We start from the raw sequence: 24,960 nt of genomic DNA, 5'->3' as shown, positions 1-24,960 counted from the left end.
TTCGTCGGCGCTCAGGATTCTCTATAATGACGCCCGTTTTCCCCCCTTGCGCACACTGAAAGCGCCCCGGCGCTTCGAAGACGAGAGACTTATGATGGAAATTCTGCGTGGTTCGCCTGCACTGTCTGCCTTCCGTATTACCAAACTGCTGGCACGTTTTCAGGCGGCCGACCTTCCGGTAAGCAATATTTACGCTGAGTATGTCCATTTTGCTGACCTGAATGCCCCCCTGAATGCAGAGGAGCGCGTACAGCTGGAACGCCTGCTCAAGTATGGCCCAAGCCTCAGCAGCCATACGCCAACCGGCAAACTGATCCTTGCGACGCCGCGTCCGGGCACCATCTCCCCCTGGTCTTCCAAAGCCACCGACATCGCCCACAACTGTGGCCTGAGCCAGATTAACCGTCTGGAGCGCGGCGTAGCGTACTACGTGGAAGCCTCTACCCTGAGCGACGCGCAGTGGCAGGCGGTTGCGGCTGAACTGCACGACCGCATGATGGAGAGCGTATTTGCCTCTCTTGATGACGCGCAGAAGCTTTTCTCCCACCATCAGCCTGCGCCGGTACAGAGCGTGGACCTGCTGGGACAGGGCCGTCAGGCACTGATTGACGCCAACCTGCGTCTCGGCCTGGCGCTGGCAGAAGACGAAATCGACTACCTGCAGGATGCGTTCGTTAAGCTCAACCGTAACCCGAACGACATTGAACTCTACATGTTCGCGCAGGCGAACTCGGAGCACTGCCGCCACAAGATTTTCAATGCCGACTGGATTATTGACGGCGAACAGCAGCCAAAGTCACTGTTCAAAATGATCAAAAACACCATGGAGCAAACCCCTGACCACGTGCTGTCTGCCTATAAAGACAACGCCGCGGTGATGGAAGGTTCTGAGGTGGGCCGCTTCTTCGCCGATCGCGAAGCAGGGCGCTATGACTTCCATCAGGAGCCCGCGCATATCCTGATGAAGGTTGAAACCCACAACCACCCGACGGCGATCTCCCCGTGGCCGGGTGCGGCGACCGGCTCCGGCGGTGAAATCCGTGACGAAGGGGCGACCGGTCGTGGTGCAAAACCCAAAGCGGGTCTGGTCGGTTTCTCCGTCTCCAACCTGCGTATCCCGGGCTTTGAACAGCCGTGGGAAGAAGATTTCGGCAAGCCAGAGCGCATTGTGACCGCGCTGGATATCATGACCGAAGGCCCGCTGGGCGGCGCGGCGTTTAACAACGAATTTGGTCGTCCGGCGCTGAACGGTTACTTCCGTACCTATGAAGAGAAAGTGGACAGCCACAACGGCGAAGAGCTGCGCGGCTACCACAAACCGATCATGCTGGCGGGCGGGATCGGCAACATCCGTGCCGATCACGTGCAGAAAGGCGAGATCGTCGTCGGCGCGAAGCTGATCGTGCTCGGCGGCCCGGCGATGAACATCGGTCTGGGAGGCGGTGCGGCCTCTTCGATGGCCTCAGGCCAGTCTGATGCGGATCTCGACTTCGCGTCCGTGCAGCGTGACAACCCGGAGATGGAGCGTCGCTGCCAGGAAGTGATCGACCGCTGCTGGCAGCTGGGCGATGCTAACCCGATCCTCTTTATCCACGACGTGGGCGCGGGTGGTCTGTCCAACGCCATGCCGGAGCTGGTGAGCGACGGCGGCCGCGGTGGTCGTTTCAACCTGCGCGACATCCTGAGCGATGAGCCTGGCATGAGCCCGCTGGAAATCTGGTGTAACGAATCCCAGGAGCGCTACGTGCTGGCCGTTGCGGCGGATCAGCTGCCGCTGTTTGACGAGCTGTGCCGCCGCGAGCGCGCGCCGTATGCCGTCATCGGTGAAGCGACCGAAGAGCAGCACCTGACTCTGAGCGACACCCATTTCGACAACCAGCCGATCGATCTGCCGCTCGACGTCCTGCTCGGAAAAACGCCGAAGATGACCCGCGACGTGCAGACCCGTAAGGCGGCGGGCAAAGCGCTGGATCGTCAGGGCATCACCGTAGCAGAAGCCGTTAACCGCGTGCTGCACCTGCCAGCTGTGGCGGAGAAAACCTTCCTGGTGACCATCGGCGACCGTACCGTGACCGGTATGGTATCCCGCGACCAGATGGTCGGCCCGTGGCAGATCCCGGTGGCGAACTGCGCCGTAACCACTGCGAGCCTCGACAGCTACTACGGCGAAGCGATGGCGCTGGGCGAACGCACCCCGGTCGCGCTGCTGGACTTCGCGGCCTCTGCCCGTCTGGCGGTCGGTGAAGCGCTGACCAACATCGCCGCCACGCAGATTGGCGACATCAAACGTATTAAGCTCTCCGCAAACTGGATGGCCGCTGCCGGTCACCCAGGCGAAGACGCGGGCCTGTATGAAGCCGTGAAGGCGGTGGGTGAGGAGCTGTGTCCTGCCCTCGGCCTGACCATTCCGGTGGGCAAAGACTCCATGTCGATGAAAACCCGCTGGCAGGAAGGCAACGAGCAGCGCGAGATGACCTCTCCGCTGTCGCTGGTGATCACCGCGTTTGCCCGCGTGGAAGACGTGCGTCACACCGTTACGCCGCAGCTGGTGACCGAAGATAACGCCCTGCTGCTGATTGACCTGGGTAAAGGCCACAACGCGCTGGGCGCCACCGCGCTGGCGCAGGTTTACCGTCAGCTCGGCGATAAGCCAGCCGACGTGCGCGACGTGGCGCAGCTGAAAGGCTTCTACGACGCGATTCAGGCGCTGGTGGCGCAGCGCAAGCTGCTGGCCTACCACGACCGTTCCGACGGCGGCCTGCTGGTGACCCTGGCAGAGATGGCCTTCACCGGCCACTGCGGCGTGGAAGCGAACATCGCGACGCTTGGCGAAGACCGTCTGGCCGCGCTGTTTAACGAAGAGCTGGGCGCCGTGATTCAGGTGCGTGCGGCGGATCGCGATGCGGTTGAAGCGATTCTGGCGCAGCACGGTCTGGCAGACTGCGTACACTATCTCGGTAAAGCGGTGCAGGGCGACCGTTTCGTGATTGAAGCCGACGGCCACGCCGTGTTCAGCGAAAGCCGCACCACGCTGCGTATGTGGTGGGCGGAAACCACCTGGCAGATGCAGCGCCTGCGTGACAACCCGGAATGCGCCGATCAGGAACACAACGCGAAGGCGAACGACAACGATCCTGGCCTGAACGTGAAGCTCTGCTTCGACATAAACGAAGACATTGCCGCGCCGTACATTGCGACCGGTGCGCGTCCGAAAGTGGCCGTGCTGCGCGAGCAGGGCGTTAACTCCCACGTTGAGATGGCGGCGGCCTTCCACCGCGCGGGCTTTGACGCTATCGACGTCCACATGAGCGACCTGCTGGCAGGCAGTACCGGTCTGGAAGATTTCCAGGCGCTGGTGGCGTGCGGCGGCTTTTCCTACGGCGACGTGCTGGGCGCGGGCGAAGGCTGGGCGAAGTCCATTCTGTTCAACAGCCGCGTGCGCGACGAGTTCGAAACCTTCTTCCACCGTCCTCAGACGCTGGCGCTGGGCGTGTGTAACGGCTGCCAGATGATGTCTAACCTGCGCGAGCTGATCCCGGGCAGCGAAGCCTGGCCGCGCTTTGTGCGTAACCAGTCTGACCGCTTCGAAGCACGCTTCAGCCTGGTGGAAGTGACCCAGAGCCCGTCTCTGCTGCTGCAGGGTATGGTCGGTTCACAGATGCCAATCGCCGTTTCCCACGGTGAAGGTCAGGTAGAGGTGCGTGATGCTGCGCATCTGGCTCAGCTGGAGAGCAAAGGTCTGGTAGCGCTGCGCTTTGTCGATAACTTCGGCAAGGTAACAGAAACCTATCCGGCTAACCCGAACGGTTCCGTCAACGGTATTACGGCGGTGACCAGTGAAAGCGGCCGCGCGACTATCATGATGCCGCACCCGGAGCGCGTGTTCCGTACCGTGAGCAACTCCTGGCATCCGGAAAACTGGGGCGAGGACAGCCCGTGGATGCGCATCTTCCGCAACGCGCGTAAACAGCTGGGTTAAGAAGTAAAGCAGGTACTTTGCAGGCCCGGTAAGCGGTAGCGCCACCGGGCTTTTTTATGCGTGTCGCAAAATTGCGACAAAGAGGGTACATGACTGTCTCTAAATGGAGACATATAACTCATTGATTTATATATGGCAGTAAAGGTTCCCGTTAAGGTGTTGCTGAACAGCGACACTTAGCCTGGAAATCATTCAACCGATAATGAACGGGTTAAGCGAGTAAAAATCATATATTTCAATGTGTTAATATTTTGTTTTGCATTTTGGCATGGGTGTTGCATAATATTAACCAGTGGCTCATTCACCTACTTATGTCAGCCCCTTCGGGACGTGCTACATAAACTTCGAATGACGCACAAAAAGGTGCCTGCCGTCCAACTACTGATCATAGCGATGCTTTATCAGGCCAGGGCGAAACGTCGAGTTAGGCACCGCCTCATTCCATGACAAAGCCGGGTTTTTACCCGGCTTTGTTGTATCTGAAGGGCAGACTCAGTTACGCTCTGCGTATATCCCCATTAAGAGAGTAATGCGTTGAAACGCTGGCCCGTCTTTCCCCGTTCCCTGCGACAGCTCGTGATGATGGCCTTCCTGCTGATCCTGCTGCCGTTGCTGATCCTTGCCTGGCAGGCCTGGCAAAGCCTGAACGCGTTGAGTGCCCAGGCGGCACTGACGAACCGCACGACGCTTATTGACGCAAGACGCAGTCAAGCCATGACCAACGCCGCGCTTGAGATGGAGCGTAGCTATCGTCAGTACTGCGTGCTTGACGATCGCACGCTGGAAAAGGTTTATCAGAGCCAGCGCAAGCGCTATAGCGAAATGCTGGACGCCCACGCCGGCGTATTGCCTGACGACAAGCTGTACCAGGCGTTACGTCAGGATCTGAACGATCTTGCGCAGCTGCAGTGCCACAACAGTGGACCCGATGCCGCCGCCGCCGCGCGCCTGGAAGCCTTCGCCAACGCCAATACCGAGATGGTGCAGTCAACCCGCACGGTAATTTTCTCTCGTGGCCAGCAGCTTCAGCAGGAGATTGCCGAGCGCGGCCAGTTCTTCGGCTGGCAGGCGCTGGTGCTGTTCCTCGTGAGCCTCGGGCTGGTGCTGCTCTTTACCCGCATGATCATCGGCCCGGTGAAGGGTATCCAGCGGATGATCAACCGCCTGGGGGAGGGGAAATCGCTCGGGGATACGGTCGCTTTTAAAGGTCCCCGCGAATTGCGTTCCGTCGGTCAGCGTATTATCTGGCTGTCCGAGCGCCTGGCGTGGCTTGAATCACAGCGTCATCAGTTCCTGCGCCATATCTCCCATGAGCTTAAAACGCCGCTGGCCAGCATGCGCGAAGGGACGGAGCTGCTGGCGGATGAAGTGGCTGGGCCGCTTACGCCCGAACAGAAAGAAATTGTCGAGATCCTGGATAACAGCAGCCGCAATCTGCAGAAGCTGATTGAGCAGCTGCTGGATTACAACCGCAAGCTGGCTGACGGAGCGGTCGTACTGGAAAACGTCGACATTGAACCGCTGGTGGATATGGTGATCTCCGCCCATAGCCTGCCAGCAAGAGCTAAAATGATGCATACCGGTGTAGAGCTGAATGCGCCGACCTGTCTTGCTGAACCCATGCTGTTAATGAGCGTGCTGGATAATCTTTATTCCAATGCGGTGCACTATGGTACTGAATCCGGTAACATTTATATCCGAAGCTATACGAAGGGTTCCCGGGTGTTTATAGACGTCGCTAACACCGGCACCCCGATCCCCGATGACGAAAAAACCATGATCTTCGAGCCCTTTTTCCAGGGGAGTCATCAGCGGAAAGGTGCGGTGAAAGGCAGTGGTCTGGGCTTAAGCATCGCCCGGGACTGCATACGACGCATGCAGGGTGAGCTTAACATCGCCACGGACGAACGCTCGGATGTTTGCTTCCGTATTGAACTGCCCCTGAGCCGGAAAAATCAATAAAATGAATCTATGTCTGGTGAGTATGTCACACGTCTTTTCCCGCGCCGTACGCGCGGTGTTTTCCCGCAGCACGCTTCGCCTGAGCCTGCCCTGTGTATTTCTGGCAGGGTGTGTTTCCCATGTGCCGCAAAGTGCGATTAGCGATAAACAAGAAGATAAATGGCCCGATAACCAGCTGGCTGATTTCCTCTCAACCCGCTGTGACGACATCTGGAACCTCTCAGGCCATGACGTCGAAACTAACCCGCTGTTCTGGCTGCGCGGGATAGATTGCGCCCAGCGTCTGGCGCCGGTTGATGCCCGCGCGAAAGCGGCGATGCTGGATGATGATACCTGGCAGGACGCGTTCAAGCGTGGGATTTTGCTGGCGGATGCGAAAATCACTCCCGTCGAACGCCGCACCAACGTGACCCGACTGGACACGTTTGTGGTCAATCTTCCGGTACAGATCCGCCCGGTATACCAGCTCTGGCGCGAGGGACAGACGCTACAGCTTCAGCTTTCTGAAGAGCGCTCCCGCTACAGCAAGCTGCAACAGTCAACCGACAGCGAGCTGGATACGCTGCGTCAACAGCAGCAACATTTACGTACCCAGCTGGATACCACGACGCGCAAGCTGGAGAACCTGACCGATATCGAAAGACAGCTCTCGTCGCGTAAATATCAGCCGGGGAGTTCATCCGCTGCGCCGGACAGCGATACGCCGAAACAAGAGGATGTGAAGCATGACGAGCCGTAAACCAGCCCATCTCTTACTGGTGGATGACGATCCCGGGCTGTTAAAGCTGCTGGGGATGCGTCTGGTGAGTGAGGGCTACAGCGTCGTGACCGCGGAAAGCGGGCTGGAGGGGCTGAAAATTCTCAGCCGCGAGAAAATCGATCTGGTGATAAGCGACCTGCGGATGGATGAAATGGACGGCCTGCAGCTGTTCGCGGAGATCCAGAAGCAGCAGCCGGGTATGCCCGTGATTATCCTGACCGCGCACGGGTCGATCCCGGATGCGGTTGCCGCGACGCAGCAGGGGGTGTTCAGCTTCCTGACCAAACCGGTGGACAAAGACGCACTGTATAAGGCTATCGACAGCGCGCTGGAACATGCCGCTCCGGCGGGGGATGAAGCCTGGCGGGAATCTATCGTCACGCGCAGCCCCGTGATGCTGCGTCTGCTGGAACAGGCGAGGATGGTGGCGCAGTCGGACGTCAGCGTGCTCATCAACGGCCAGAGCGGAACCGGGAAAGAGATCCTCGCGCAGGCAATTCATAACGCCAGCCCGCGCAGCAAGAACGCCTTTATTGCGATTAACTGCGGCGCTCTCCCGGAGCAGCTGCTTGAATCCGAACTGTTTGGTCATGCCCGCGGCGCATTCACCGGTGCGGTAAGCAGCCGTGAGGGGCTGTTCCAGGCGGCGGAAGGCGGCACGCTGTTCCTGGACGAGATTGGCGACATGCCCGCACCGCTGCAGGTCAAGCTGCTGCGCGTGCTGCAGGAGCGCAAAGTGCGCCCGCTGGGCAGCAACCGCGATATCGATATTAACGTGCGAATCATTTCCGCCACCCACCGCGACTTGCCCAAAGTGATGGCCAGCAACGAGTTCCGCGAAGATCTCTACTACCGCCTGAACGTGGTGAACCTTAAGATCCCGGCGCTGGCCGAACGTGCGGAAGACATTCCGCTGCTGGCGAACCATCTTTTACGCCAGGCGGCCGATCGCCATAAACCGTTCGTGCGCGCGTTTTCCACCGATGCGATGAAGCGGCTGATGGCCGCAAGCTGGCCGGGTAACGTCCGTCAGCTGGTCAACGTGATTGAGCAGTGCGTGGCGCTGACCTCCTCACCGGTCATCAGCGACGCGCTGGTGGAGCAGGCGCTGGAAGGGGAAAACACGGCGCTGCCGACGTTTGCCGAAGCGCGGAATCAGTTCGAGCTGAACTATCTGCGCAAGCTATTGCAGATCACCAAAGGCAACGTGACCCACGCGGCGCGCATGGCCGGACGCAACCGCACCGAGTTTTACAAGCTGCTCTCGCGCCACGAGCTCGAAGCAAACGATTTTAAAGAGTAGTACCGCAAAATTTGCCTGAATATGGTACTGTGAGCAATCGATTACGAGGCAGCTTACAGGCAAGAGTTTAAGGACCCACCATGAAAAAGATTGATGCGATTATTAAACCTTTCAAACTGGATGATGTACGTGAAGCGCTGGCGGAAGTCGGCATCACCGGGATGACCGTGACGGAAGTGAAAGGTTTTGGTCGTCAGAAAGGCCACACCGAGCTTTACCGTGGCGCAGAGTACATGGTGGACTTTCTGCCGAAAGTGAAAATTGAAATCGTGGTCAGCGACGATATCGTCGACACCTGTGTGGACACCATTATCCGCACGGCGCAGACCGGCAAGATTGGCGATGGTAAAATCTTCGTCTTTGACGTGGCGCGCGTGATCCGTATCCGTACCGGCGAAGAAGACGACGCCGCGATTTAACGTTCTTGCCGGGTGGCGCTGCGCTTACCCGGCCTACAAAACTCTTCGTAGGCCCGCGCAAGCGAAGCGCCGCCGGGCGATTACAGCACCTTATGCGGGCCGAAGCACTCGTAATGAATGCTGTCTTTGTTCACGCCCAGCCCCACCAGCTGCTGCGCGGCATACTGCATAAACGCCACCGGCCCGCAGACGTAGAACTGCATGTCCGGCGCGCTAAACGCCCCTTCCATCTGGCTCAAATTCATCAGACCTTCGTTGTCAAAGCGAGCGGCTGCGCGGTCCGCCTCCGTCGGCAGGCGATACCAGGTATGTGCGGTAAAGCGTGGCAGTCTCGCCCCCAGCGCGTTGACTTCATCCGCAAAGGCGTGCACGTCGCCGTTTTCGGCGGCATGAAACCAGTTAACCTGTGCACCGTGGTGTGATTTTGCCAGCGTATCAAGCATCGCCAGCATCGGCGTCTGGCCGACACCCGCAGAGATCAGCGTCACCGGGGTATTCGCTTCAACGGCCATGAAGAAGTCGCCCGCCGGCGCGGCCAGATGGACCACGTCGCCTACGTTCGCTTCGTTATGCAGCCAGCTGGAAACCTGACCGCCGTCCTCATGCTTCACCGCAATGCGGTAGCCTTTACCGTTTGGCTTGCGGGTAAGAGAATACTGACGGATCTCCTGATGCGGGAAACCTTCAGGCTTCAGCCACACCCCCAGATACTGCCCTGGCTGGTAATCGGCCACCGGTTGACCGTCCACCGGCTCAAACTCGAAGCTGGTGATTAACGCGCTGCGCGGGGTTTTCTCAACGATGCGGAACGCGCGGGTGCCTTCCCAGCCGCCGTTCTTGCTGGCGTTTTCGCTGTAAATCTGTGCTTCACGGTTGATAAACACGTTTGCCAGCACCCCGTAGGCTTTACCCCACGCGTCCAGCACCTCCTGCCCTGGGCTGAACATTTCGTCCAGCGTCGCCAGCAGGTGAGTACCGACGATGTTGTACTGCTCGGGTTGGATCTGGAAGCTGGTATGTTTCTGCGCGATTTTTTCCACCGCGGGCAGCAGCGCAGCCAGGTTTTCAATATTGCTGGCGTAAGCCGCGATGGCGTTGAACAGCGCTTCACGCTGATCGCCGTTACGCTGGTTGCTCATGTTGAAAATCTCTTTGAGCTCCGGGTTGTGCGTGAACATGCGATCGTAGAAATGGGCGGTGAGTTTAGGGCCGGTTTCCACCAGCAGGGGAATAGTGGCTTTTACGGTAGCGATGGTTTGAGCGTCGAGCATGAGCGCGTCCTTCTGATGTTATTTAAATGATGTATTTTAAATGCATCTTATAAAAAATACCCCTGCGTTGTAAATGGTTCTTTGCAAGATGAAAAATATGCATCACAAACCTGAAAAGAAATCCGCTGGAAAGGGCGAGCGCTTTATTCCTCAAACCCTTGCGTGGCGGGTAGGAAAACGTTTGCGTAAAATCGTTTGTCAAGACCTGTTATCACAGAACTAATCAGTTATACTGTTGCCCGTCGTCCAACAGGACTGCCTTTTCAGGCCAAAATTTACTTGTTAGCTGAGTCAGGAGATGCGGATGTTAAAGCGTGAAATGAACATTGCCGATTATGATGCCGAACTGTGGCAGGCTATGGAGCAGGAAAAAGTACGTCAGGAAGAGCACATCGAACTGATCGCCTCCGAAAACTACACCAGCCCGCGCGTGATGCAGGCGCAGGGGTCTCAGCTGACCAACAAATACGCTGAAGGTTACCCGGGCAAACGCTATTACGGCGGTTGCGAGTACGTTGATATCGTTGAGCAGCTGGCTATCGATCGTGCGAAAGAACTTTTTGGCGCTGACTATGCAAACGTCCAGCCGCACTCTGGCTCTCAGGCTAACTTCGCGGTCTACACCGCGCTGCTGCAGCCGGGCGATACCGTTCTGGGTATGAACCTGGCGCAGGGCGGCCACCTGACTCACGGCTCCCCGGTTAACTTCTCCGGCAAACTGTACAACATCATCCCTTACGGTATTGATGAGTCCGGTAAAATTGACTACGAAGACATGGCGAAGCAGGCTAAAGAGCACAAACCGAAGATGATCATCGGTGGCTTCTCTGCTTACTCCGGTATCGTTGACTGGGCAAAAATGCGCGAAATCGCAGACAGCATCGGTGCTTACCTGTTCGTTGACATGGCGCACGTAGCGGGCCTGATTGCCGCAGGCGTTTACCCGAACCCGGTTCCGCATGCGCACGTTGTGACCACCACCACCCACAAAACTCTGGCGGGTCCACGCGGTGGCCTGATCCTGGCGAAAGGCGGTGACGAAGAGCTGTACAAAAAACTGAACTCCGCGGTGTTCCCAAGCGCGCAGGGCGGCCCGCTGATGCACGTTATCGCTGCAAAAGCGGTCGCGCTGAAAGAAGCGATGGAGCCAGAGTTCAAGGTTTACCAGCAGCAGGTTGCTAAGAACGCCAAAGCGATGGTGGAAGTGTTCCTGAACCGTGGCTACAAAGTGGTATCCGGCGGGACTGAAAACCACCTGTTCCTGCTGGATCTGGTTGATAAGAACCTGACCGGTAAAGAAGCTGACGCTGCCCTGGGCCGCGCCAACATCACCGTGAACAAAAACAGCGTGCCAAACGATCCGAAGAGCCCGTTCGTGACCTCCGGTATCCGTATCGGTTCTCCGGCCGTGACTCGCCGCGGCTTCAAAGAAGCGGAAGTGAAAGAGCTGGCTGGCTGGATGTGTGACGTTCTGGACAACATCAATGACGAAGCGGTTATCGAGCGCGTCAAAGGTAAAGTTCTGGATATCTGCGCACGCTTCCCGGTATACGCATAATTCCTCTGCTTTGCAGAAATAAAAAAGGCCGCGCATGCGGCCTTTTTTTATGGCTTAACGCCGGTCCAGGGAGATGGCGCCAGGTCCGACAATCGCCAGCAAAATAAAGGCGCCAGCAATACTGACGTTCTTGTAGAAATTAATCATATTCGGTACGACTGCATCACCGGTCATATCCCAGTAGTGATGCCCAATCACCGCCGTTCCGAGGGTGTAGAACACAAACAGTACCGCGAGAGGGCGGGTGAAAAAGCCCAGTACGATCAGGATCGCAGCAGGCACTTCCATCACCACCGCAATAATGGCCGCCAGCATGGGCATCGGCGTACCCAGCGAGGTCATATACTGTACGGTACCGCTAAACCCCGTCAGTTTCGGGTAACCAAAGATAATAAACAGCACGACAAGCGCGATGCGGCCAATGAGCAGCAGCAGATGACGCGACTGACCAAAATCGAGATAACGTAGTGAGTTCATGGCAGAAATACCTCTGCAAGTGGAGTAATTTAAACGTAATACACATTTTCATTCCCTGCCATAAGCCAGACGACTGCACAAGATGTTAATTTTTCGTTAATTTATAGCAGGCTATCTACTTGCTTAATTTTTATATTCTCGCCAGACTATGGCCTCGATTTCGGGAGGGATTCATGGTCTTGCATTCCACGCGCTGGCTGGCGCTCAGTTATTTCACCTATTTCTTTAGCTACGGCATTTTTCTGCCTTTCTGGAGCGTCTGGCTTAAGGGTATCGGCCTGACGCCTGAGACCATCGGTGTCCTGCTGGGGGCCGGGCTGGTGGCACGTTTCCTCGGCAGCCTGCTGATCGCCCCGCGCGTCAGCGATCCCTCCTTACTGATCAAGGCCGTACGCATTCTGGCTCTGCTGACCCTGGTCTTTGTGGCCTGCTTCTGGGTCAGCCATCAGTTTGCCTGGCTGATGGTGGTGATGGTTGGCTTTAACCTGTTCTTCTCACCGCTGGTGCCGCTGACGGATGCCCTGGCGAACACCTGGCAAAAGCAGATCACCATGGACTACGGTCGCGTGCGCCTGTGGGGTTCTATCGCCTTTGTGATTGGCTCGGCGCTGGTGGGGAAACTGGTCAGCCTCTACGATTACCGCGCCATTCTTGCCCTGCTGAGTATCGGTATTGCCTCGATGCTGCTGGGCATGCTTCTGCGACCGTCGGTGATGCCGCAGGGGGAAAGTCGCCATCAGGAGAGCGCGGGCTGGCCCGCATGGCAGAGCCTGGTCGCACAGAGCTGGCGTTTTCTGGCGTGCGTGTGCCTCCTTCAGGGGGCACATGCGGCGTACTATGGTTTCAGCGCCATCTACTGGCAGGGGGCAGGATATTCCGCTTCCGCCGTGGGCTATCTGTGGTCGCTGGGCGTGGTGGCCGAAGTCATTATCTTTGCCCTGAGCAAAAAACTGTTCCGTCGCTTTGGCGCGCGTGACCTGCTGCTGCTTTCCGCCGTGTGCGGCGTGGCGCGCTGGGGGATTATGGGCTGGACGACCGATCTGCCGTGGCTGATTGTGGCGCAAATTCTTCACTGCGGCACCTTTACCGTGTGCCATCTGGCGGCCATGCGCTATATCGCTGCGCGCGAGGGCGGGGACGTGATTCGCCTGCAGGCCGTCTATTCGGCAGTGGCAATGGGGGGCAGTATCGCGATCATGACGGTCTTTACGGGGTTCCTCTATCAGCATCTGGGGCACGGCGTCTTCTGGGTGATGGCGCTCGTCGCCTTGCCCGCCATTGTTGTTCGACCTAAAGTGGCCGCCCGCGCGTCGCTATGATTCCAGCATGGCGCGAATATGTTCTTGCTGCTGCGCGTTCAGTGTCTCAACGGCATGGATCAGCGGCGGCGAGAACAGCGGCAGGGCCGTCGGGTAGGGGGTGATAACCAGCGCGGCTTCGCGCGGCGCTCCCTCTTTCTGAAAAGCCTGCAGCGTCAGGTAGCGAATGTTGAGCGGCAGCAGCGTCAGCTCGCGAAGCTGCTGTTCGATCTGTTCCTCACTGGCTTTATCGTCTCCCGTCAGCAGGATCACCTGTTTTTCATGCAGATCGGTCTCCTGCATCAGCCAGGCACCGAAAATTACCGCCACCAGGCTCATCTCTTCGTCGGAAAAACGCAGCCCGAATTCCGCCTCCAGCTCAAACAGCGCCTCTTTCGTGGTACGTAACAGCCGGGGATAAAGGCGATGGATCTCCTCCGGCAGGCTGTTGTCGATGCCGATCTCAAACAGCGAACGGTCCAGCGCCTGAGCCAGATGGATATACAGCTGATCGGTCAGCCCCTGCTCATCGCTGAAGTTCATTCCGGTCTGCGAGCGAAAACGGGCCACCATGCGCACGATGGCCCGGCGTAGACGCTGATCCTGCTGGTGCTTATCGAGCACCGGATCGGGCGTGCGGAGCATCATAAACAGCAGCGCCAGAAACAGCTGTTCATCCACGTGCGCGCCCTGTGGCACGCGCCGCTTCCAGTGGCGGACAATCTCCTGCGCCGTAAAATACTCTCCCCGCGACTGGGTCCAGCTGCGCTGGGCATGCGAAAACTGCGGCGTATTCCCGAGCTGGTGCTGAATAAGACAATATTGCAGATAGAGCTGTAAAAACTGCACATCGCGGCATTCAAACTGGCGCTGCAGCTTGCGTGAGCAGAAGCCGATCAGCGCCCGCAGGTTCGCATCGTCGTAAAGCGGGCGCGCGATGCCGAGTTGTTTAAGCGCGGTTTTTAATGCGGGGGTAAACTGGTGCGAGACAAACTGCGGGCAGAGCCGCAGCGCCCGGCGCAGCCAGTGCAGCAGGCATAAACGCTGATTCAGGGCTGTGCCTTCAATCCGGTAGCAGCCGTCGTGGTGCGTGACGATATCCAGCCGGTGATAGCGCTGGATTTCATCGCGCGTCTCGGCTATATCTTGCCGTGCCATCGCGTCGTCCACGCCGTTGGCAGCGATTATGCTCTGTGCGGTGACGGCAGCATCGGGCAGGTAAAGCATCAAAAGCACCTGGCAGCGGCGCTGCGAACTGGAAAGCACAGATGGAATTTCAAGCGTCGTCATCATCTGTCGGGTATCCAGTGTGAATGTTTGATAAGAATAGCTAAAGGATGAGCGCTGAAAAGCGCGCCGGCAGGCCTTTCACTCAGGATTGCAGGGGAACATCACAGAATTTTTGACGTGAGGAATTGATGCAAACAGTTAAACAAAGTGCGATGGCGTTATTTTTGGCGGTTATCACCTTCACCGCCAGCGCCCACCCTCACAGTTTTATTGGTCTCCAGACCGAGCTGGTCACCGACGGCACGCAGCTGAGCGGCCTGAAAATGCGCTGGACGATGGATGAAATCACTTCGGCTGACCTGCTCTATGATGCGGGAAACGCGAAGCCCGGCGACGACATCTGGAAAAAACTGGCGGCGGAAGTAATGGCCAACGTGCTCGGCCAGCACTACTTCACCGAATTCTGGCATAACGGCCAAAAGGTCAAATTTCAGAACCGTCCAACGGAATACGGGATGACGCGTGACGGGCATCAGGCGGTGCTGACGTTCGTGCTTCCGCTGGCGCATCCTCAGCCGCTGGCCGGGCAAACGTACCGCTTTTCCACTTTTGACCCAACCTACTATGTCGACATGCGCTATGACAAAGACAGCGACGTACGGCTGCCGGACGCGCTGCAAAAAAGCTGCAAAATTGGCGTGCACACCCCGAAACCCAGCGAAGAGACGCTGAACTTTGCGATCTCGCTGGATAAAGAAGATGCCCCACCTGAGGACATGGAGCTGGGTAAACAGTTCGCGCAGGAGGTGACGTTACAATGTCAGTGATCTCCTCTCCCATCCGCAAGCCGCGTCGCTGGCTTCACCTCTGGCCGCTGGCGCTCTTTTTGCTGTTCGCGGTTTGCGGGGCGCTGTGGCTGTGGCAGGCCTGGCCGCAGGTGATGATGAAAAGCATTATCTGGCAGCGTGAGGTCAACCAGCAGATGAGCAGACTGCTGAAGGCGGTGGCCGAGAACCCGGCCAAAGCGGGCGGCTCCCTGCTGGCGTTCAGTTTTGTCTATGGCGTTCTGCACGCGCTGGGGCCGGGGCACGGCAAAGTCGTCATCACCACCTGGCTTGCCACCCATCCGTCTAAGCTGAAATCGAGCATCGGCCTGACGCTGGCCTCTTCGCTGCTTCAGGGCAGCGTGGCGATTGCGCTGGTTGTTGTTGTGCTTTCGCTATTACAGCTTCCGGCGCGCCAGCTGCACATGAGCAGCTTCTGGCTGGAGAAGGGCAGCTATGCGCTGGTGGGCGTGCTGGGGCTGATCCTCTGCTGGCGGGCGCTGAAAAAACTGCGCGCGCTGCTGAAAAAGCCCACGTTCAAATCCTTTACGCTGCACCACGTTCATGATGAACACTGCGGCTGCGGTCATCAGCATCTGCCCACGCAGGAACAATTACAGAACGGCGACGACTGGCGCGCCCGGCTGATGATTATTCTCTCGATGGGGATGCGCCCGTGCTCGGGTGCCATTATGGTGCTGCTGTTCAGTAAGATAATAGGTGTCTTTGGCTGGGGAATGCTGTCGGCGCTGGCGATGGCGGCAGGAACCTCTCTCACCATTTCGTCTTTAGCGCTGCTGGTTCACAGCTTCCGTCAGCTGGCGGTCAAACTCAGCGGCAGTAAAACGCCGGTGCTGTGGCGACAGATAGGGTGGACAACGCTTGCGCTGGCGGGGGGAGTGATTCTGCTGGTGGCGGCGGTGACGATGTGGATGAGCGCGGTGCCGGTGGGAAGGGGATTGCGGCCTTTCTAGCGTACTGAGGGGTTTTGTAGGCCCGGTAAGCGTAGCGCCACCGGGCTTAACAAACTGGATTAACGCTTCAGCGCATCGCTCAGTTCATCACGCATGTTGGCCAGCATGGCTTTAACAACGCGTGGGTTACCCGCAACAATGTTGCCGGTAGACATATAGTTATGGCCGCCGGTGAAGTCACACACAATGGCGCCTGCTTCACGCGCGATCAGCTCGCCCGCTGCAAAATCCCATGGCTTCAGTGAGAGTTCGAAGTAACCGTCAACGCGGCCGGTGGCAACGTAGGCCAGATCCAGCGCAGCAGAACCGGTGCGACGGAAGTCCGCGCATTCGGTGAACAGTTTGCCGAGGATATTCATATAGGTGGTCGCGTGCTGTTTCGCCTTGAACGGGAAGCCGGTCGCCAGGATGGTGCCGTCCAGATCGCGTGCGTTGCTGCAGCGCAGACGGTAGCCGTTCAGCTGTGCGCCCTGACCGCGGGTCGCGGTGAACAGTTCGTTACGCATTGGATCGTACACAACGGCGACTTCAGTACGGCCTTTAATGCGTACGGCGATAGACACAGAGAAGTGTGGCAGGCGTTTGACGAAGTTGGTGGTGCCATCCAGTGGATCGATAACCCATTGAACATCCTGATCGGTACCTTCATGTTCACCGCTTTCTTCGGTGATGATGGTGTGCTGTGGGTAAGATTTGCGGATCGTTTCGATAATAATCGCTTCTGCGGCTTTATCGACGTTCGTCACGAAATCATTGCTGCCTTTCTGGCTGGTTTCTACGGAGTCTGGCGTTTCGTAGTGTTTGGCAATTACATTACCCGCCTTGCGCGCTGCGCGCACGGCGATGGTCAGCATCGGATGCATCGGTCTCTCTCACTGGATGTTAAAGAACAGGAAAATCGGCGCAGAGTATAGCAGCGGGATCGGATTATGTCTCCCGTTTATGATAATATGCCCGAATATTCTTCAGACACTGAATCCAGACATTAAAAATTATGCTGCAAAACATTCGAATCGTGCTGGTCGAAACATCGCACACCGGCAACATGGGCTCCGTTGCCCGCGCTATGAAAACCATGGGCTTAACGAACCTGTGGCTGGTTAACCCGCTGGTGAAGCCAGACTCGCAGGCCATCGCCCTGGCGGCCGGAGCCAGCGACGTGATCGGCAACGCCCAGATCGTCGATACCCTTGACGAAGCGCTGGCCGGCTGCAGCCTCGTTGTCGGTACCAGCGCGCGTTCGCGCACGCTGCCGTGGCCAATGCTCGATCCGCGTGAATGCGGCCTGAAAAGTGTCTCTGAGGCTGAACAAGCACCGGTTGCGCTGGTGTTCGGCCGCGAGCGCGTTGGCCTGACCAACGACGAGTTGCAGAAGTGTCATTATCACGTGGCGATTGCGGCAAACCCGGAGTACAGCTCGCTGAACCTGGCGATGGCGGTGCAGGTTATCGCCTATGAAGTGCGTATGGCGTGGCTGGCAACGCAGGAAAAAGAGGTTGAGCCTAAAGAAGAGACGGCTTACCCGCTGGTGGACGACCTTGAGCGTTTCTACGGTCACCTGGAGCAGACGCTGCTCTCGACCGGCTTTATCCGCGAAGGCCACCCGGGTCAGGTGATGAACAAGCTGCGCCGTCTGTTCACCCGCGCGCGTCCGGAAAGCCAGGAGCTGAACATCCTGCGCGGGATCCTGGCGTCGATTGAGCAGAAAAATAAAGAGTAGTGTCGTCTGTTCGCCGGGTGGCGCTTCGCTTATCCGGCCTACAAAACCGCAGGTCGGGTACGCGAAGCGCCACCCGACAAAAAACGGCACAGAAGGTTAAATACCTGACTAAAACAGTCAAGTAAATAGTTGACCATTTTAGTCAGGAATGTCAGACTTGGCCCTGCTATGCAATACCCCATTTTACAATAAAAAACCCCGGGCAGGGGCGAGTTTGAGGTTAAGTAAGACATGAGACTGACATCTAAAGGGCGTTATGCCGTGACCGCGATGCTGGACGTTGCGCTCAACTCCGAAGCGGGCCCGGTTCCGTTGGCTGATATTTCTGAACGACAGGGGATCTCCCTCTCTTATCTGGAACAGCTGTTCTCCAGACTGCGTAAAAATGGACTGGTTTCCAGCGTTCGTGGCCCAGGCGGCGGTTATCTGCTGGGTAAAGACGCGGGCAGTATTGCAGTTGGCGAAGTGATCAGCGCCGTTGACGAATCCGTTGACGCGACCCGTTGCCAGGGTAAAGGCGGCTGCCAGGGCGGCGATAAATGCCTGACCCACGCGCTGTGGCGCGATCTGAGCGACCGTCTGACCGGCTTCCTGAACAACATCACCCTCGGTGAGCTGGTGAATAACCAGGAAGTTCTGGATGTTTCGGGGCGTCAGCACAGCCATGATTCCCAACGCAGCACCCGCGCGCAGGACGCTATCGACGTCAAATTACGCGCGTAATAAAACGATAAGTATTTCAGAATCAGGCCGGGGCGTAGACTCGCCCCGTGTACTCGGTCGTACATCCAGCCGGTTGCCTGATTCCTTGCATTGAAGCGATGTACGGAGTTTAAAGAGCAATGAAATTACCGATTTATCTCGATTACTCCGCAACCACGCCGGTGGACCCGCGTGTTGCCGAGAAAATGATGCAGTGTCTGACCCTGGACGGAAACTTTGGTAACCCAGCTTCCCGTTCACACCGTTTTGGCTGGCATGCTGAAGAGGCGGTTGATATCGCCCGTAATCAGATTGCTGACCTGGTGGGTGCCGACCCGCGTGAGATTGTTTTCACCTCCGGTGCGACCGAATCCGACAACCTGGCGATTAAAGGTGCAGCCAACTTTTATCAGAAAAAAGGCAAGCACATCATCACCAGCAAAACCGAACACAAAGCCGTGCTGGACACCTGCCGCCAGCTGGAGCGTGAAGGGTACGAAGTCACCTACCTGGCGCCACAGAGCAACGGCATTATCGATCTGAAAGAGCTCGAAGCGGCCATGCGTGATGACACCATTCTGGTCTCCATCATGCACGTCAACAACGAAATCGGCGTGGTACAAGACATCGCGACCATCGGCGAAATGTGCCGCGCGCGCGGTATCATCTACCACGTGGACGCGACCCAGAGCGTGGGCAAACTGCCTATCGACCTGAGCCAGCTGAAAGTTGACCTGATGTCCTTCTCCGGCCACAAAATCTATGGCCCGAAAGGCATCGGCGCGCTGTACGTTCGTCGTAAACCGCGTATCCGCATCGAAGCACAGATGCACGGCGGTGGTCACGAGCGCGGCATGCGTTCCGGTACGCTGCCTGTTCACCAGATCGTGGGCATGGGCGAAGCCTACCGCATTGCAAAAGAAGAGATGGAAACCGAGATGGCACGCCTGCGCACGCTGCGTAACCGTCTGTGGGACGGCGTGAAAGATATGGAAGAAGTGTATCTGAACGGCGATCTCGAGCAGGGCGCACCGAACATCCTCAACGTCAGCTTCAACTATGTTGAAGGCGAGTCGTTGATCATGGCGCTGAAAGACCTGGCGGTTTCTTCCGGTTCTGCCTGTACGTCTGCAAGCCTTGAGCCATCCTACGTGCTGCGCGCGCTGGGTATGACTGACGAGCTGGCACACAGCTCTATCCGTTTCTCTTTAGGTCGTTTCACTACCGAAGAAGAGATTGACTACACCATCAAGCTGGTTCGCAACTCCATTGGCCGTCTGCGCGACCTTTCTCCACTGTGGGAAATGTTCAAGCAGGGCGTGGATCTGAACAGCATTGAATGGTCACATCACTAATCGGTACATAAGGAGAATTCAATCATGGCATACAGCGAAAAAGTCATCGATCATTACGAAAACCCACGCAACGTTGGCTCTTTTGACAACAGCGACGAATCTGTTGGTAGCGGCATGGTCGGTGCGCCAGCGTGTGGCGACGTGATGAAGTTGCAGATTAAAGTCAACAATGAAGGTATCATTGAAGACGCGCGCTTCAAGACCTACGGCTGCGGTTCTGCTATCGCGTCCAGCTCCCTCGTCACCGAATGGGTGAAGGGCAAGTCTCTGGACGAAGCACAGGCAATCAAGAACACGGATATTGCTGAAGAACTCGAACTGCCACCGGTGAAAATTCACTGCTCAATTCTGGCAGAAGACGCGATCAAAGCCGCCATTGCGGATTACAAAAGCAAACGTGAAGCAAAATAATTGAGGTTTGAGTATGTCGATTACCCTTAGCGACAGCGCTGCCGCGCGAGTAAGCTCTTTTCTGGCGAACCGTGGTAAAGGCTTTGGCCTGCGACTGGGCGTACGTACCTCCGGCTGTTCTGGTATGGCTTACGTACTGGAGTTTGTTGACGAGCCGGCGTCTGATGACATCGTGTTTGAAGACAAGGGCGTGAAGGTGGTGGTCGATGGCAAAAGCCTGCAATTCCTCAACGGCACTCAGCTGGACTTCGTCAAAGAAGGCCTGAACGAAGGGTTCAAATTTACGAACCCGAACGTCAAAGACGAGTGTGGTTGCGGCGAAAGCTTCCACGTTTAACCGCGCGTCATCCGAAACCCCACCGTGGCGTTACCCGCTACGCGTGGGGTTTGTTCTAACAGGCTACCCCTGAGATTGTTATGGATTACTTCACTCTCTTCGGACTACCCGCTCAATACCCGATCGATCTCCAGGCGCTGACGATCCGTTTTCAGGATCTGCAGCGTCAGTACCATCCGGACAAATTCGCGAGCGGTACTCAGGCAGAGCAGCTGGCTGCGGTGTCGCAATCCGCGACCATCAACCAGGCCTGGCAGACGCTGCGCCATCCGCTGGCGCGCGCTGAGTATCTGCTCTCGCTCCACGGTTTCGATCTGGCGAGCGAACAGCACACCGTGCGCGACACGGCGTTTCTGATGGAGCAGCTGGAGCTGCGCGAAGAGCTGGATGAGATTGAACAGGCCAAAGACGAAGCGCGTCTGGAAAGCTTCATCACGCGCGTGAAGGGCATGTTCGATACCCGCCATCAGCAGATGGTGGAGCAACTGAACAACGAGACCTGGGACGTGGCGGCAGACACTGTGCGCAAACTCCGTTTTCTCGATAAACTGCGAAGCAGTGCTGAACAACTCGAAGAAAAGCTGCTCGATTTTTAATTTCGGAAGCAATTATGGCCTTATTACAAATTAGTGAGCCTGGCTTAAGTGCCGCACCGCACCAGCGTCGTCTGGCGGTGGGTATCGATCTGGGCACCACCAATTCCCTCGTGGCGACCGTGCGCAGCGGCCAGGCGGAAACGCTGGCTGACGAGCAGGGCCGCCATCTGCTGCCTTCCGTGGTCCACTACCAGCAGCAGGGTCACGCGGTCGGCTATGACGCCCGCGCTAACGCCGCGCGCGATCCGGCAAATACCATCAGCTCCGTCAAGCGCATGATGGGCCGCTCGCTGGCCGATATTCAGACCCGCTACCCGCATCTGCCGTATCAGCTGCAGGCCAGTGAAAACGGCCTGCCGATGATTGCGACCGCGGCCGGTCTGCTGAACCCGATTCGTGTTTCTGCTGACATCCTCAAAGCGCTGGCGGAGCGTGCTACGGCCACGCTCGGCGGCGATCTGGACGGCGTGGTGATCACCGTTCCTGCCTACTTTGATGATGCACAGCGTCAGGGCACCAAAGACGCCGCGCGTCTGGCGGGCCTGCACGTGCTGCGTCTGCTGAACGAACCGACGGCGGCGGCGATTGCCTACGGCCTCGATTCCGGTCAGGAAGGGGTGATCGCGGTTTACGATCTCGGCGGCGGGACATTTGATATCTCTATCCTGCGCCTGAGCCGCGGGGTATTTGAAGTGCTGGCGACCGGCGGGGATTCCGCGCTGGGCGGCGATGACTTCGACCATCTGCTGGCGGACTACATCCGCGAGCAGGCAGGCATCAGCGATCGCAGCGATGCGCGCGTACAGCGTGAACTGCTGGATGCGGCCATCGACGCCAAAATTGCCCTGAGCGATGCGCAGAGCGTCACCGTCAATGTTGCGGGCTGGCAGGGTGACATCACCCGCGACCAGTTTAACGATCTGATTGCCCCGCTGGTGAAACGCACCTTACTGGCCTGCCGTCGCGCATTGAAAGATGCCGGCGTTGAGGCCAACGAAGTGCTGGAAGTGGTCATGGTGGGCGGTTCGACCCGCGTGCCGCTGGTGCGCGAGCGCGTGGGCGAATTCTTTGGCCGCACGCCGCTGACCTCCATCGACCCGGACAAAGTGGTTGCCGTGGGCGCCGCGATCCAGGCCGATATTCTGGTTGGCAACAAGCCGGACAGTGAAATGCTGCTGCTGGACGTCATCCCGCTGTCGCTGGGCTTAGAAACCATGGGCGGCCTGGTGGAGAAAGTGATCCCGCGTAACACCACCATTCCGGTGGCGCGCGCACAGGAGTTCACCACCTTTAAAGACGGCCAGACCGCGATGTCCATCCACGTGATGCAGGGCGAACGCGAGCTGGTGCAGGACTGCCGTTCTCTGGCGCGCTTTGCGCTGCGCGGAATCCCGGCGCTGCCTGCGGGCGGGGCGCATATTCGCGTCACCTTCCAGGTGGACGCCGACGGTCTGCTGAGCGTCACGGCGATGGAAAAATCGACCGGTGTCGAGTCGTCTATTCAGGTTAAGCCGTCCTACGGCCTGACCGATGGCGAAATCGCCTCCATGATTCAGGACTCAATGAGCTACGCCGAGCAGGATGTGAAGGCGCGTATGCTGGCTGAACAGAAAGTTGAAGCCGCACGCGTGCTGGAGAGCCTGAACGGCGCGCTCGCTGCCGACGCCGCGCTGTTAAGCGCCGCTGAGCGCCAGGTGATTGACGACGCTGCCGCGCGCTTAAGCGCCGTGGCCGAAGGCAATGACGCTGACGCAATAGAAGAAGCCATTAAAAACGTTGATAAACAAACCCAGGACTTTGCTGCTCGCCGCATGGACAAATCTGTCCGCGTCGCGCTGAAAGGCCAGTCCGTGGACGAGGTTTAATATGCCAAAGATTGTAATTTTGCCTCATGCGGACCTCTGTCCGGATGGCGCTGTTCTGGAAGCGAAGACCGGCGAAACCATTCTCGATGTAGCCCTGCGTGCAGGTATCGAAGTGGAACACGCCTGTGAAAAATCCTGTGCCTGCACCACCTGCCACTGCATCGTGCGTGAAGGTTTTGACTCTCTTGCCGAGAGCACCGAAGACGAAGACGACATGCTGGATAAAGCATGGGGTCTGGAGCCGGACAGCCGCTTAAGCTGCCAGGCTGCGGTGACCGATGAAGATCTGGTCGTGGAGTTCCCACGCTACACCATCAACCACGCACGCGAGCATTAATATGGGACTGAAGTGGACAGACAGCCGTGAAATCGGCGAAGCGCTCTACGACGCGAACCCGGATCTCGATCCGAAGACCGTACGATTCACCGATATGCATCAGTGGATCTGCGATTTAGAGGATTTCGACGACGATCCAAACGCATCCAATGAAAAAATTCTGGAGGCGATTCTGTTAGTCTGGTTAGATGAAGCAGAATAAATAACAAAACGGGCTGCCTTCAGGCGGCCCGTTTGCTAGTTGCTAATAAGGAAAAATAAAATGACCGAAGCGATGAAGATTACGCTCTCGAATCAGCCTGCCGACGCGCGCTGGGGCGAGAAAGCCACCTACAGCATTAATAACGACGGTATTACCCTGCACCTGACGGGCAATGATGATTTGGGCCTGATCCAGCGCGCCGCACGTAAAATTGACGGTCTGGGCATTAAGCATGTCTCGCTGGAAGGCGAAGGGTGGGATACCGACCGCAGCTGGGCGTTCTGGGCGGGCTATAAAGGGCCGAAAGGCACCCGCAAAATTGAGTGGGCGAACCTCGACGAAGTCGGTCAGAAAGAGCTGGAAAGCCGCCTGAAAATCATCGACTGGGTACGCGACACCATTAACGCTCCGGCGGAAGAATTAGGCCCTGAGCAGCTGGCGCAGCGCGCCGTTGACCTGCTGTGCGGCGTGGCGGGCGACAAGATGTCCTACCGCATCACCAAGGGAGAAGACCTGCGCGAGCAGAACTACATGGGTATCCACACCGTGGGGCGCGGCTCCGAGCGTCCACCGGTGCTGCTGGCGCTGGATTACAACCCAACCGGCGATAAAGAAGCGCCGGTCTTTGCCTGCCTGGTAGGTAAAGGCATCACCTTCGACACCGGCGGCTACAGCCTGAAGCAGAGCGCGTTCATGGACTCCATGAAGTCCGACATGGGCGGCGCGGCCACCATCACCGGCGCGCTGGCCTTTGCCATCACCCGCGGTCTGAAAAAGCGCGTGAAGCTGTACCTGTGCTGCGCGGACAACATGGTGAGCGGCAACGCCTTCAAGCTGGGCGACATCATTCGCTACCGTAACGGCAAAAACGTTGAGGTGATGAACACTGACGCCGAAGGTCGTCTGGTGCTGGCCGATGGCCTGATCGACGCCTCTGCCCAGAAGCCTGAGCTGATCATCGACATGGCGACTCTGACCGGTGCGGCGAAAACCGCGCTGGGTAACGACTACCACGCGCTGTTCAGCTTTGACGACAAGCTGGCCGCACGCCTGCTGGCGAGCGCCGCGGCGGAAAACGAACCGTTCTGGCGCCTGCCGCTGGCCGAGTTCCACCGTAGCCAGCTGCCGTCCAACTTTGCCGAGCTGAACAACACCGCCAGCGCGGCGTACCCGGCGGGGGCAAGCACCGCAGCAGGGTTCCTGTCTCACTTTGTTGAGAACTACCACGAGGGCTGGCTGCACATTGACTGCTCTGCAACCTACCGTAAAGCGGCGGTTGAGCAGTGGTCCGCGGGCGCGACCGGTCTGGGCGTGCGTACCGTGGCGAACCTGCTGACGGCTGAGTAATCTTTTTTGCCGGGTGGCGCTACGCTTACCCGG

The 24,960-nt window shown here is 57.8% G+C and carries 23 protein-coding genes; 19 read left to right on the top strand and 4 right to left on the bottom strand.

The window, feature by feature from the left end:
* The first annotated feature begins 91 nt into the window (after positions 1–91).
* The 5 genes from purL (at position 92) to glnB (ending at position 8,423) form a co-directional block, all read left to right on the top strand.
* Positions 92–3,979, top strand: a complete 3,888-nt coding sequence (purL, locus tag ACOTXI_RS15450) for a phosphoribosylformylglycinamidine synthase (protein ID WP_058653445.1) — start codon at positions 92–94, stop codon at positions 3,977–3,979.
* Between the two features lie 534 nt (positions 3,980–4,513).
* Positions 4,514–5,941, top strand: a complete 1,428-nt coding sequence (gene qseE, locus ACOTXI_RS15445) for a two component system sensor histidine kinase QseE/GlrK (RefSeq protein ID WP_058653447.1) — start codon at positions 4,514–4,516, stop codon at positions 5,939–5,941.
* A gap of 1 nt (position 5,942) precedes the next feature.
* Positions 5,943–6,680: a two-component system QseEF-associated lipoprotein QseG gene (qseG, locus tag ACOTXI_RS15440; RefSeq protein ID WP_031275117.1), complete on the top strand. Its 738-nt coding sequence runs from the start codon at positions 5,943–5,945 to the stop codon at positions 6,678–6,680.
* Positions 6,667–8,004: a two-component system response regulator GlrR gene (gene glrR / locus ACOTXI_RS15435; protein WP_058653449.1), complete on the top strand. Its 1,338-nt coding sequence runs from the start codon at positions 6,667–6,669 to the stop codon at positions 8,002–8,004. The genes qseG and glrR overlap by 14 nt, the downstream gene beginning before the upstream one ends.
* A gap of 80 nt (positions 8,005–8,084) precedes the next feature.
* Positions 8,085–8,423, top strand: coding sequence for a nitrogen regulatory protein P-II (gene glnB / locus ACOTXI_RS15430; RefSeq protein ID WP_003860685.1), 339 nt, complete (start codon positions 8,085–8,087; stop codon positions 8,421–8,423).
* A gap of 80 nt (positions 8,424–8,503) precedes the next feature.
* Here glnB and hmpA read toward each other — a convergent pair whose 3' ends face one another.
* Complete coding sequence (gene hmpA, locus ACOTXI_RS15425) at positions 8,504–9,694, bottom strand: NO-inducible flavohemoprotein (protein WP_058653451.1); 1,191 nt, start codon at positions 9,692–9,694, stop codon at positions 8,504–8,506.
* Positions 9,695–9,998: 304 nt separating this feature from the next.
* Between hmpA and glyA the strand changes: the two genes are divergently transcribed.
* Positions 9,999–11,252, top strand: a complete 1,254-nt coding sequence (glyA, locus tag ACOTXI_RS15420) for a serine hydroxymethyltransferase (RefSeq protein ID WP_008502165.1) — start codon at positions 9,999–10,001, stop codon at positions 11,250–11,252.
* 54 nt (positions 11,253–11,306) lie between these two features.
* On the opposite strand, the gene ACOTXI_RS15415 is transcribed toward glyA, so the two are convergent.
* The gene (locus ACOTXI_RS15415) at positions 11,307–11,729 is read right to left on the bottom strand and encodes a DoxX family protein (protein ID WP_008502164.1); all 423 of its coding nucleotides are present in this window, start codon (positions 11,727–11,729) and stop codon (positions 11,307–11,309) included.
* Between the two features lie 173 nt (positions 11,730–11,902).
* Between ACOTXI_RS15415 and ACOTXI_RS15410 the strand changes: the two genes are divergently transcribed.
* On the top strand, positions 11,903–13,048 hold the full coding sequence (locus tag ACOTXI_RS15410; protein WP_058653452.1) for a 3-phenylpropionate MFS transporter: 1,146 nt from the start codon (positions 11,903–11,905) through the stop codon (positions 13,046–13,048).
* On the opposite strand, the gene csiE is transcribed toward ACOTXI_RS15410, so the two are convergent.
* Positions 13,043–14,320: a stationary phase inducible protein CsiE gene (gene csiE, locus ACOTXI_RS15405; protein ID WP_008502162.1), complete on the bottom strand. Its 1,278-nt coding sequence runs from the start codon at positions 14,318–14,320 to the stop codon at positions 13,043–13,045. The genes ACOTXI_RS15410 and csiE overlap by 6 nt on opposite strands.
* Positions 14,321–14,445: 125 nt before the next feature.
* Here csiE and ACOTXI_RS15400 point away from each other — a divergent pair, with 125 nt between their 5' ends.
* Both ACOTXI_RS15400 and ACOTXI_RS15395 read left to right on the top strand, forming a co-directional pair.
* Positions 14,446–15,084, top strand: a complete 639-nt coding sequence (locus tag ACOTXI_RS15400; protein ID WP_023294322.1) for a DUF1007 family protein — start codon at positions 14,446–14,448, stop codon at positions 15,082–15,084.
* Positions 15,075–16,055, top strand: a complete 981-nt coding sequence (locus ACOTXI_RS15395; protein ID WP_058653455.1) for a nickel/cobalt transporter — start codon at positions 15,075–15,077, stop codon at positions 16,053–16,055. Before ACOTXI_RS15400 ends, ACOTXI_RS15395 begins: the two co-directional genes overlap by 10 nt.
* A 59-nt stretch (positions 16,056–16,114) precedes the next feature.
* Here the strand turns inward: ACOTXI_RS15395 and suhB are convergent, their stop codons facing one another.
* Entirely contained in the window at positions 16,115–16,918 is an 804-nt protein-coding gene (suhB, locus tag ACOTXI_RS15390) for an inositol-1-monophosphatase (RefSeq protein WP_003860668.1), read from the bottom strand.
* Positions 16,919–17,049: 131 nt separating this feature from the next.
* Here suhB and trmJ point away from each other — a divergent pair, with 131 nt between their 5' ends.
* From trmJ to pepB, 10 genes are all read left to right on the top strand, one after another.
* Positions 17,050–17,775 carry a tRNA (cytosine(32)/uridine(32)-2'-O)-methyltransferase TrmJ gene (trmJ, locus tag ACOTXI_RS15385; protein WP_008502159.1) on the top strand — a complete coding sequence of 242 codons (726 nt, stop codon included), beginning with the start codon at positions 17,050–17,052 and terminating at the stop codon, positions 17,773–17,775.
* A 231-nt stretch (positions 17,776–18,006) separates the two neighbouring features.
* A complete protein-coding gene (gene iscR, locus ACOTXI_RS15380) occupies positions 18,007–18,498 on the top strand; it encodes a Fe-S cluster assembly transcriptional regulator IscR (RefSeq protein WP_008502158.1) in 492 nt (163 codons plus the stop codon).
* Between the two features lie 119 nt (positions 18,499–18,617).
* Positions 18,618–19,832 (top strand): cysteine desulfurase, encoded by a 1,215-nt coding sequence (iscS, locus tag ACOTXI_RS15375; RefSeq protein WP_008502157.1) that lies wholly within the window; start codon positions 18,618–18,620, stop codon positions 19,830–19,832.
* A gap of 24 nt (positions 19,833–19,856) precedes the next feature.
* Positions 19,857–20,243 carry a Fe-S cluster assembly scaffold IscU gene (iscU, locus tag ACOTXI_RS15370; RefSeq protein ID WP_003860661.1) on the top strand — a complete coding sequence of 129 codons (387 nt, stop codon included), beginning with the start codon at positions 19,857–19,859 and terminating at the stop codon, positions 20,241–20,243.
* A gap of 13 nt (positions 20,244–20,256) precedes the next feature.
* Positions 20,257–20,580, top strand: a complete 324-nt coding sequence (iscA, locus tag ACOTXI_RS15365; RefSeq protein ID WP_008502156.1) for an iron-sulfur cluster assembly protein IscA — start codon at positions 20,257–20,259, stop codon at positions 20,578–20,580.
* A gap of 80 nt (positions 20,581–20,660) precedes the next feature.
* Positions 20,661–21,176 carry a co-chaperone HscB gene (gene hscB, locus ACOTXI_RS15360; protein ID WP_008502155.1) on the top strand — a complete coding sequence of 172 codons (516 nt, stop codon included), beginning with the start codon at positions 20,661–20,663 and terminating at the stop codon, positions 21,174–21,176.
* Between the two features lie 14 nt (positions 21,177–21,190).
* On the top strand, positions 21,191–23,041 hold the full coding sequence (gene hscA / locus ACOTXI_RS15355; protein ID WP_008502154.1) for a Fe-S protein assembly chaperone HscA: 1,851 nt from the start codon (positions 21,191–21,193) through the stop codon (positions 23,039–23,041).
* A gap of 1 nt (position 23,042) precedes the next feature.
* Complete coding sequence (fdx, locus tag ACOTXI_RS15350) at positions 23,043–23,378, top strand: ISC system 2Fe-2S type ferredoxin (protein ID WP_003860652.1); 336 nt, start codon at positions 23,043–23,045, stop codon at positions 23,376–23,378.
* A gap of 1 nt (position 23,379) precedes the next feature.
* Entirely contained in the window at positions 23,380–23,580 is a 201-nt protein-coding gene (iscX, locus tag ACOTXI_RS15345; RefSeq protein ID WP_003860650.1) for a Fe-S cluster assembly protein IscX, read from the top strand.
* Positions 23,581–23,640: 60 nt separating this feature from the next.
* Positions 23,641–24,927 carry an aminopeptidase PepB gene (pepB, locus tag ACOTXI_RS15340; RefSeq protein ID WP_008502152.1) on the top strand — a complete coding sequence of 429 codons (1,287 nt, stop codon included), beginning with the start codon at positions 23,641–23,643 and terminating at the stop codon, positions 24,925–24,927.
* The last annotated feature ends 33 nt before the right edge of the window (positions 24,928–24,960 follow it).

The organism is Enterobacter cloacae complex sp. BZL2005 (assembly GCF_049238885.1).
Taxonomy (GTDB): domain Bacteria; phylum Pseudomonadota; class Gammaproteobacteria; order Enterobacterales; family Enterobacteriaceae; genus Enterobacter; species Enterobacter roggenkampii.
This window is presented reverse-complemented; position numbering and strand designations above follow the sequence as displayed.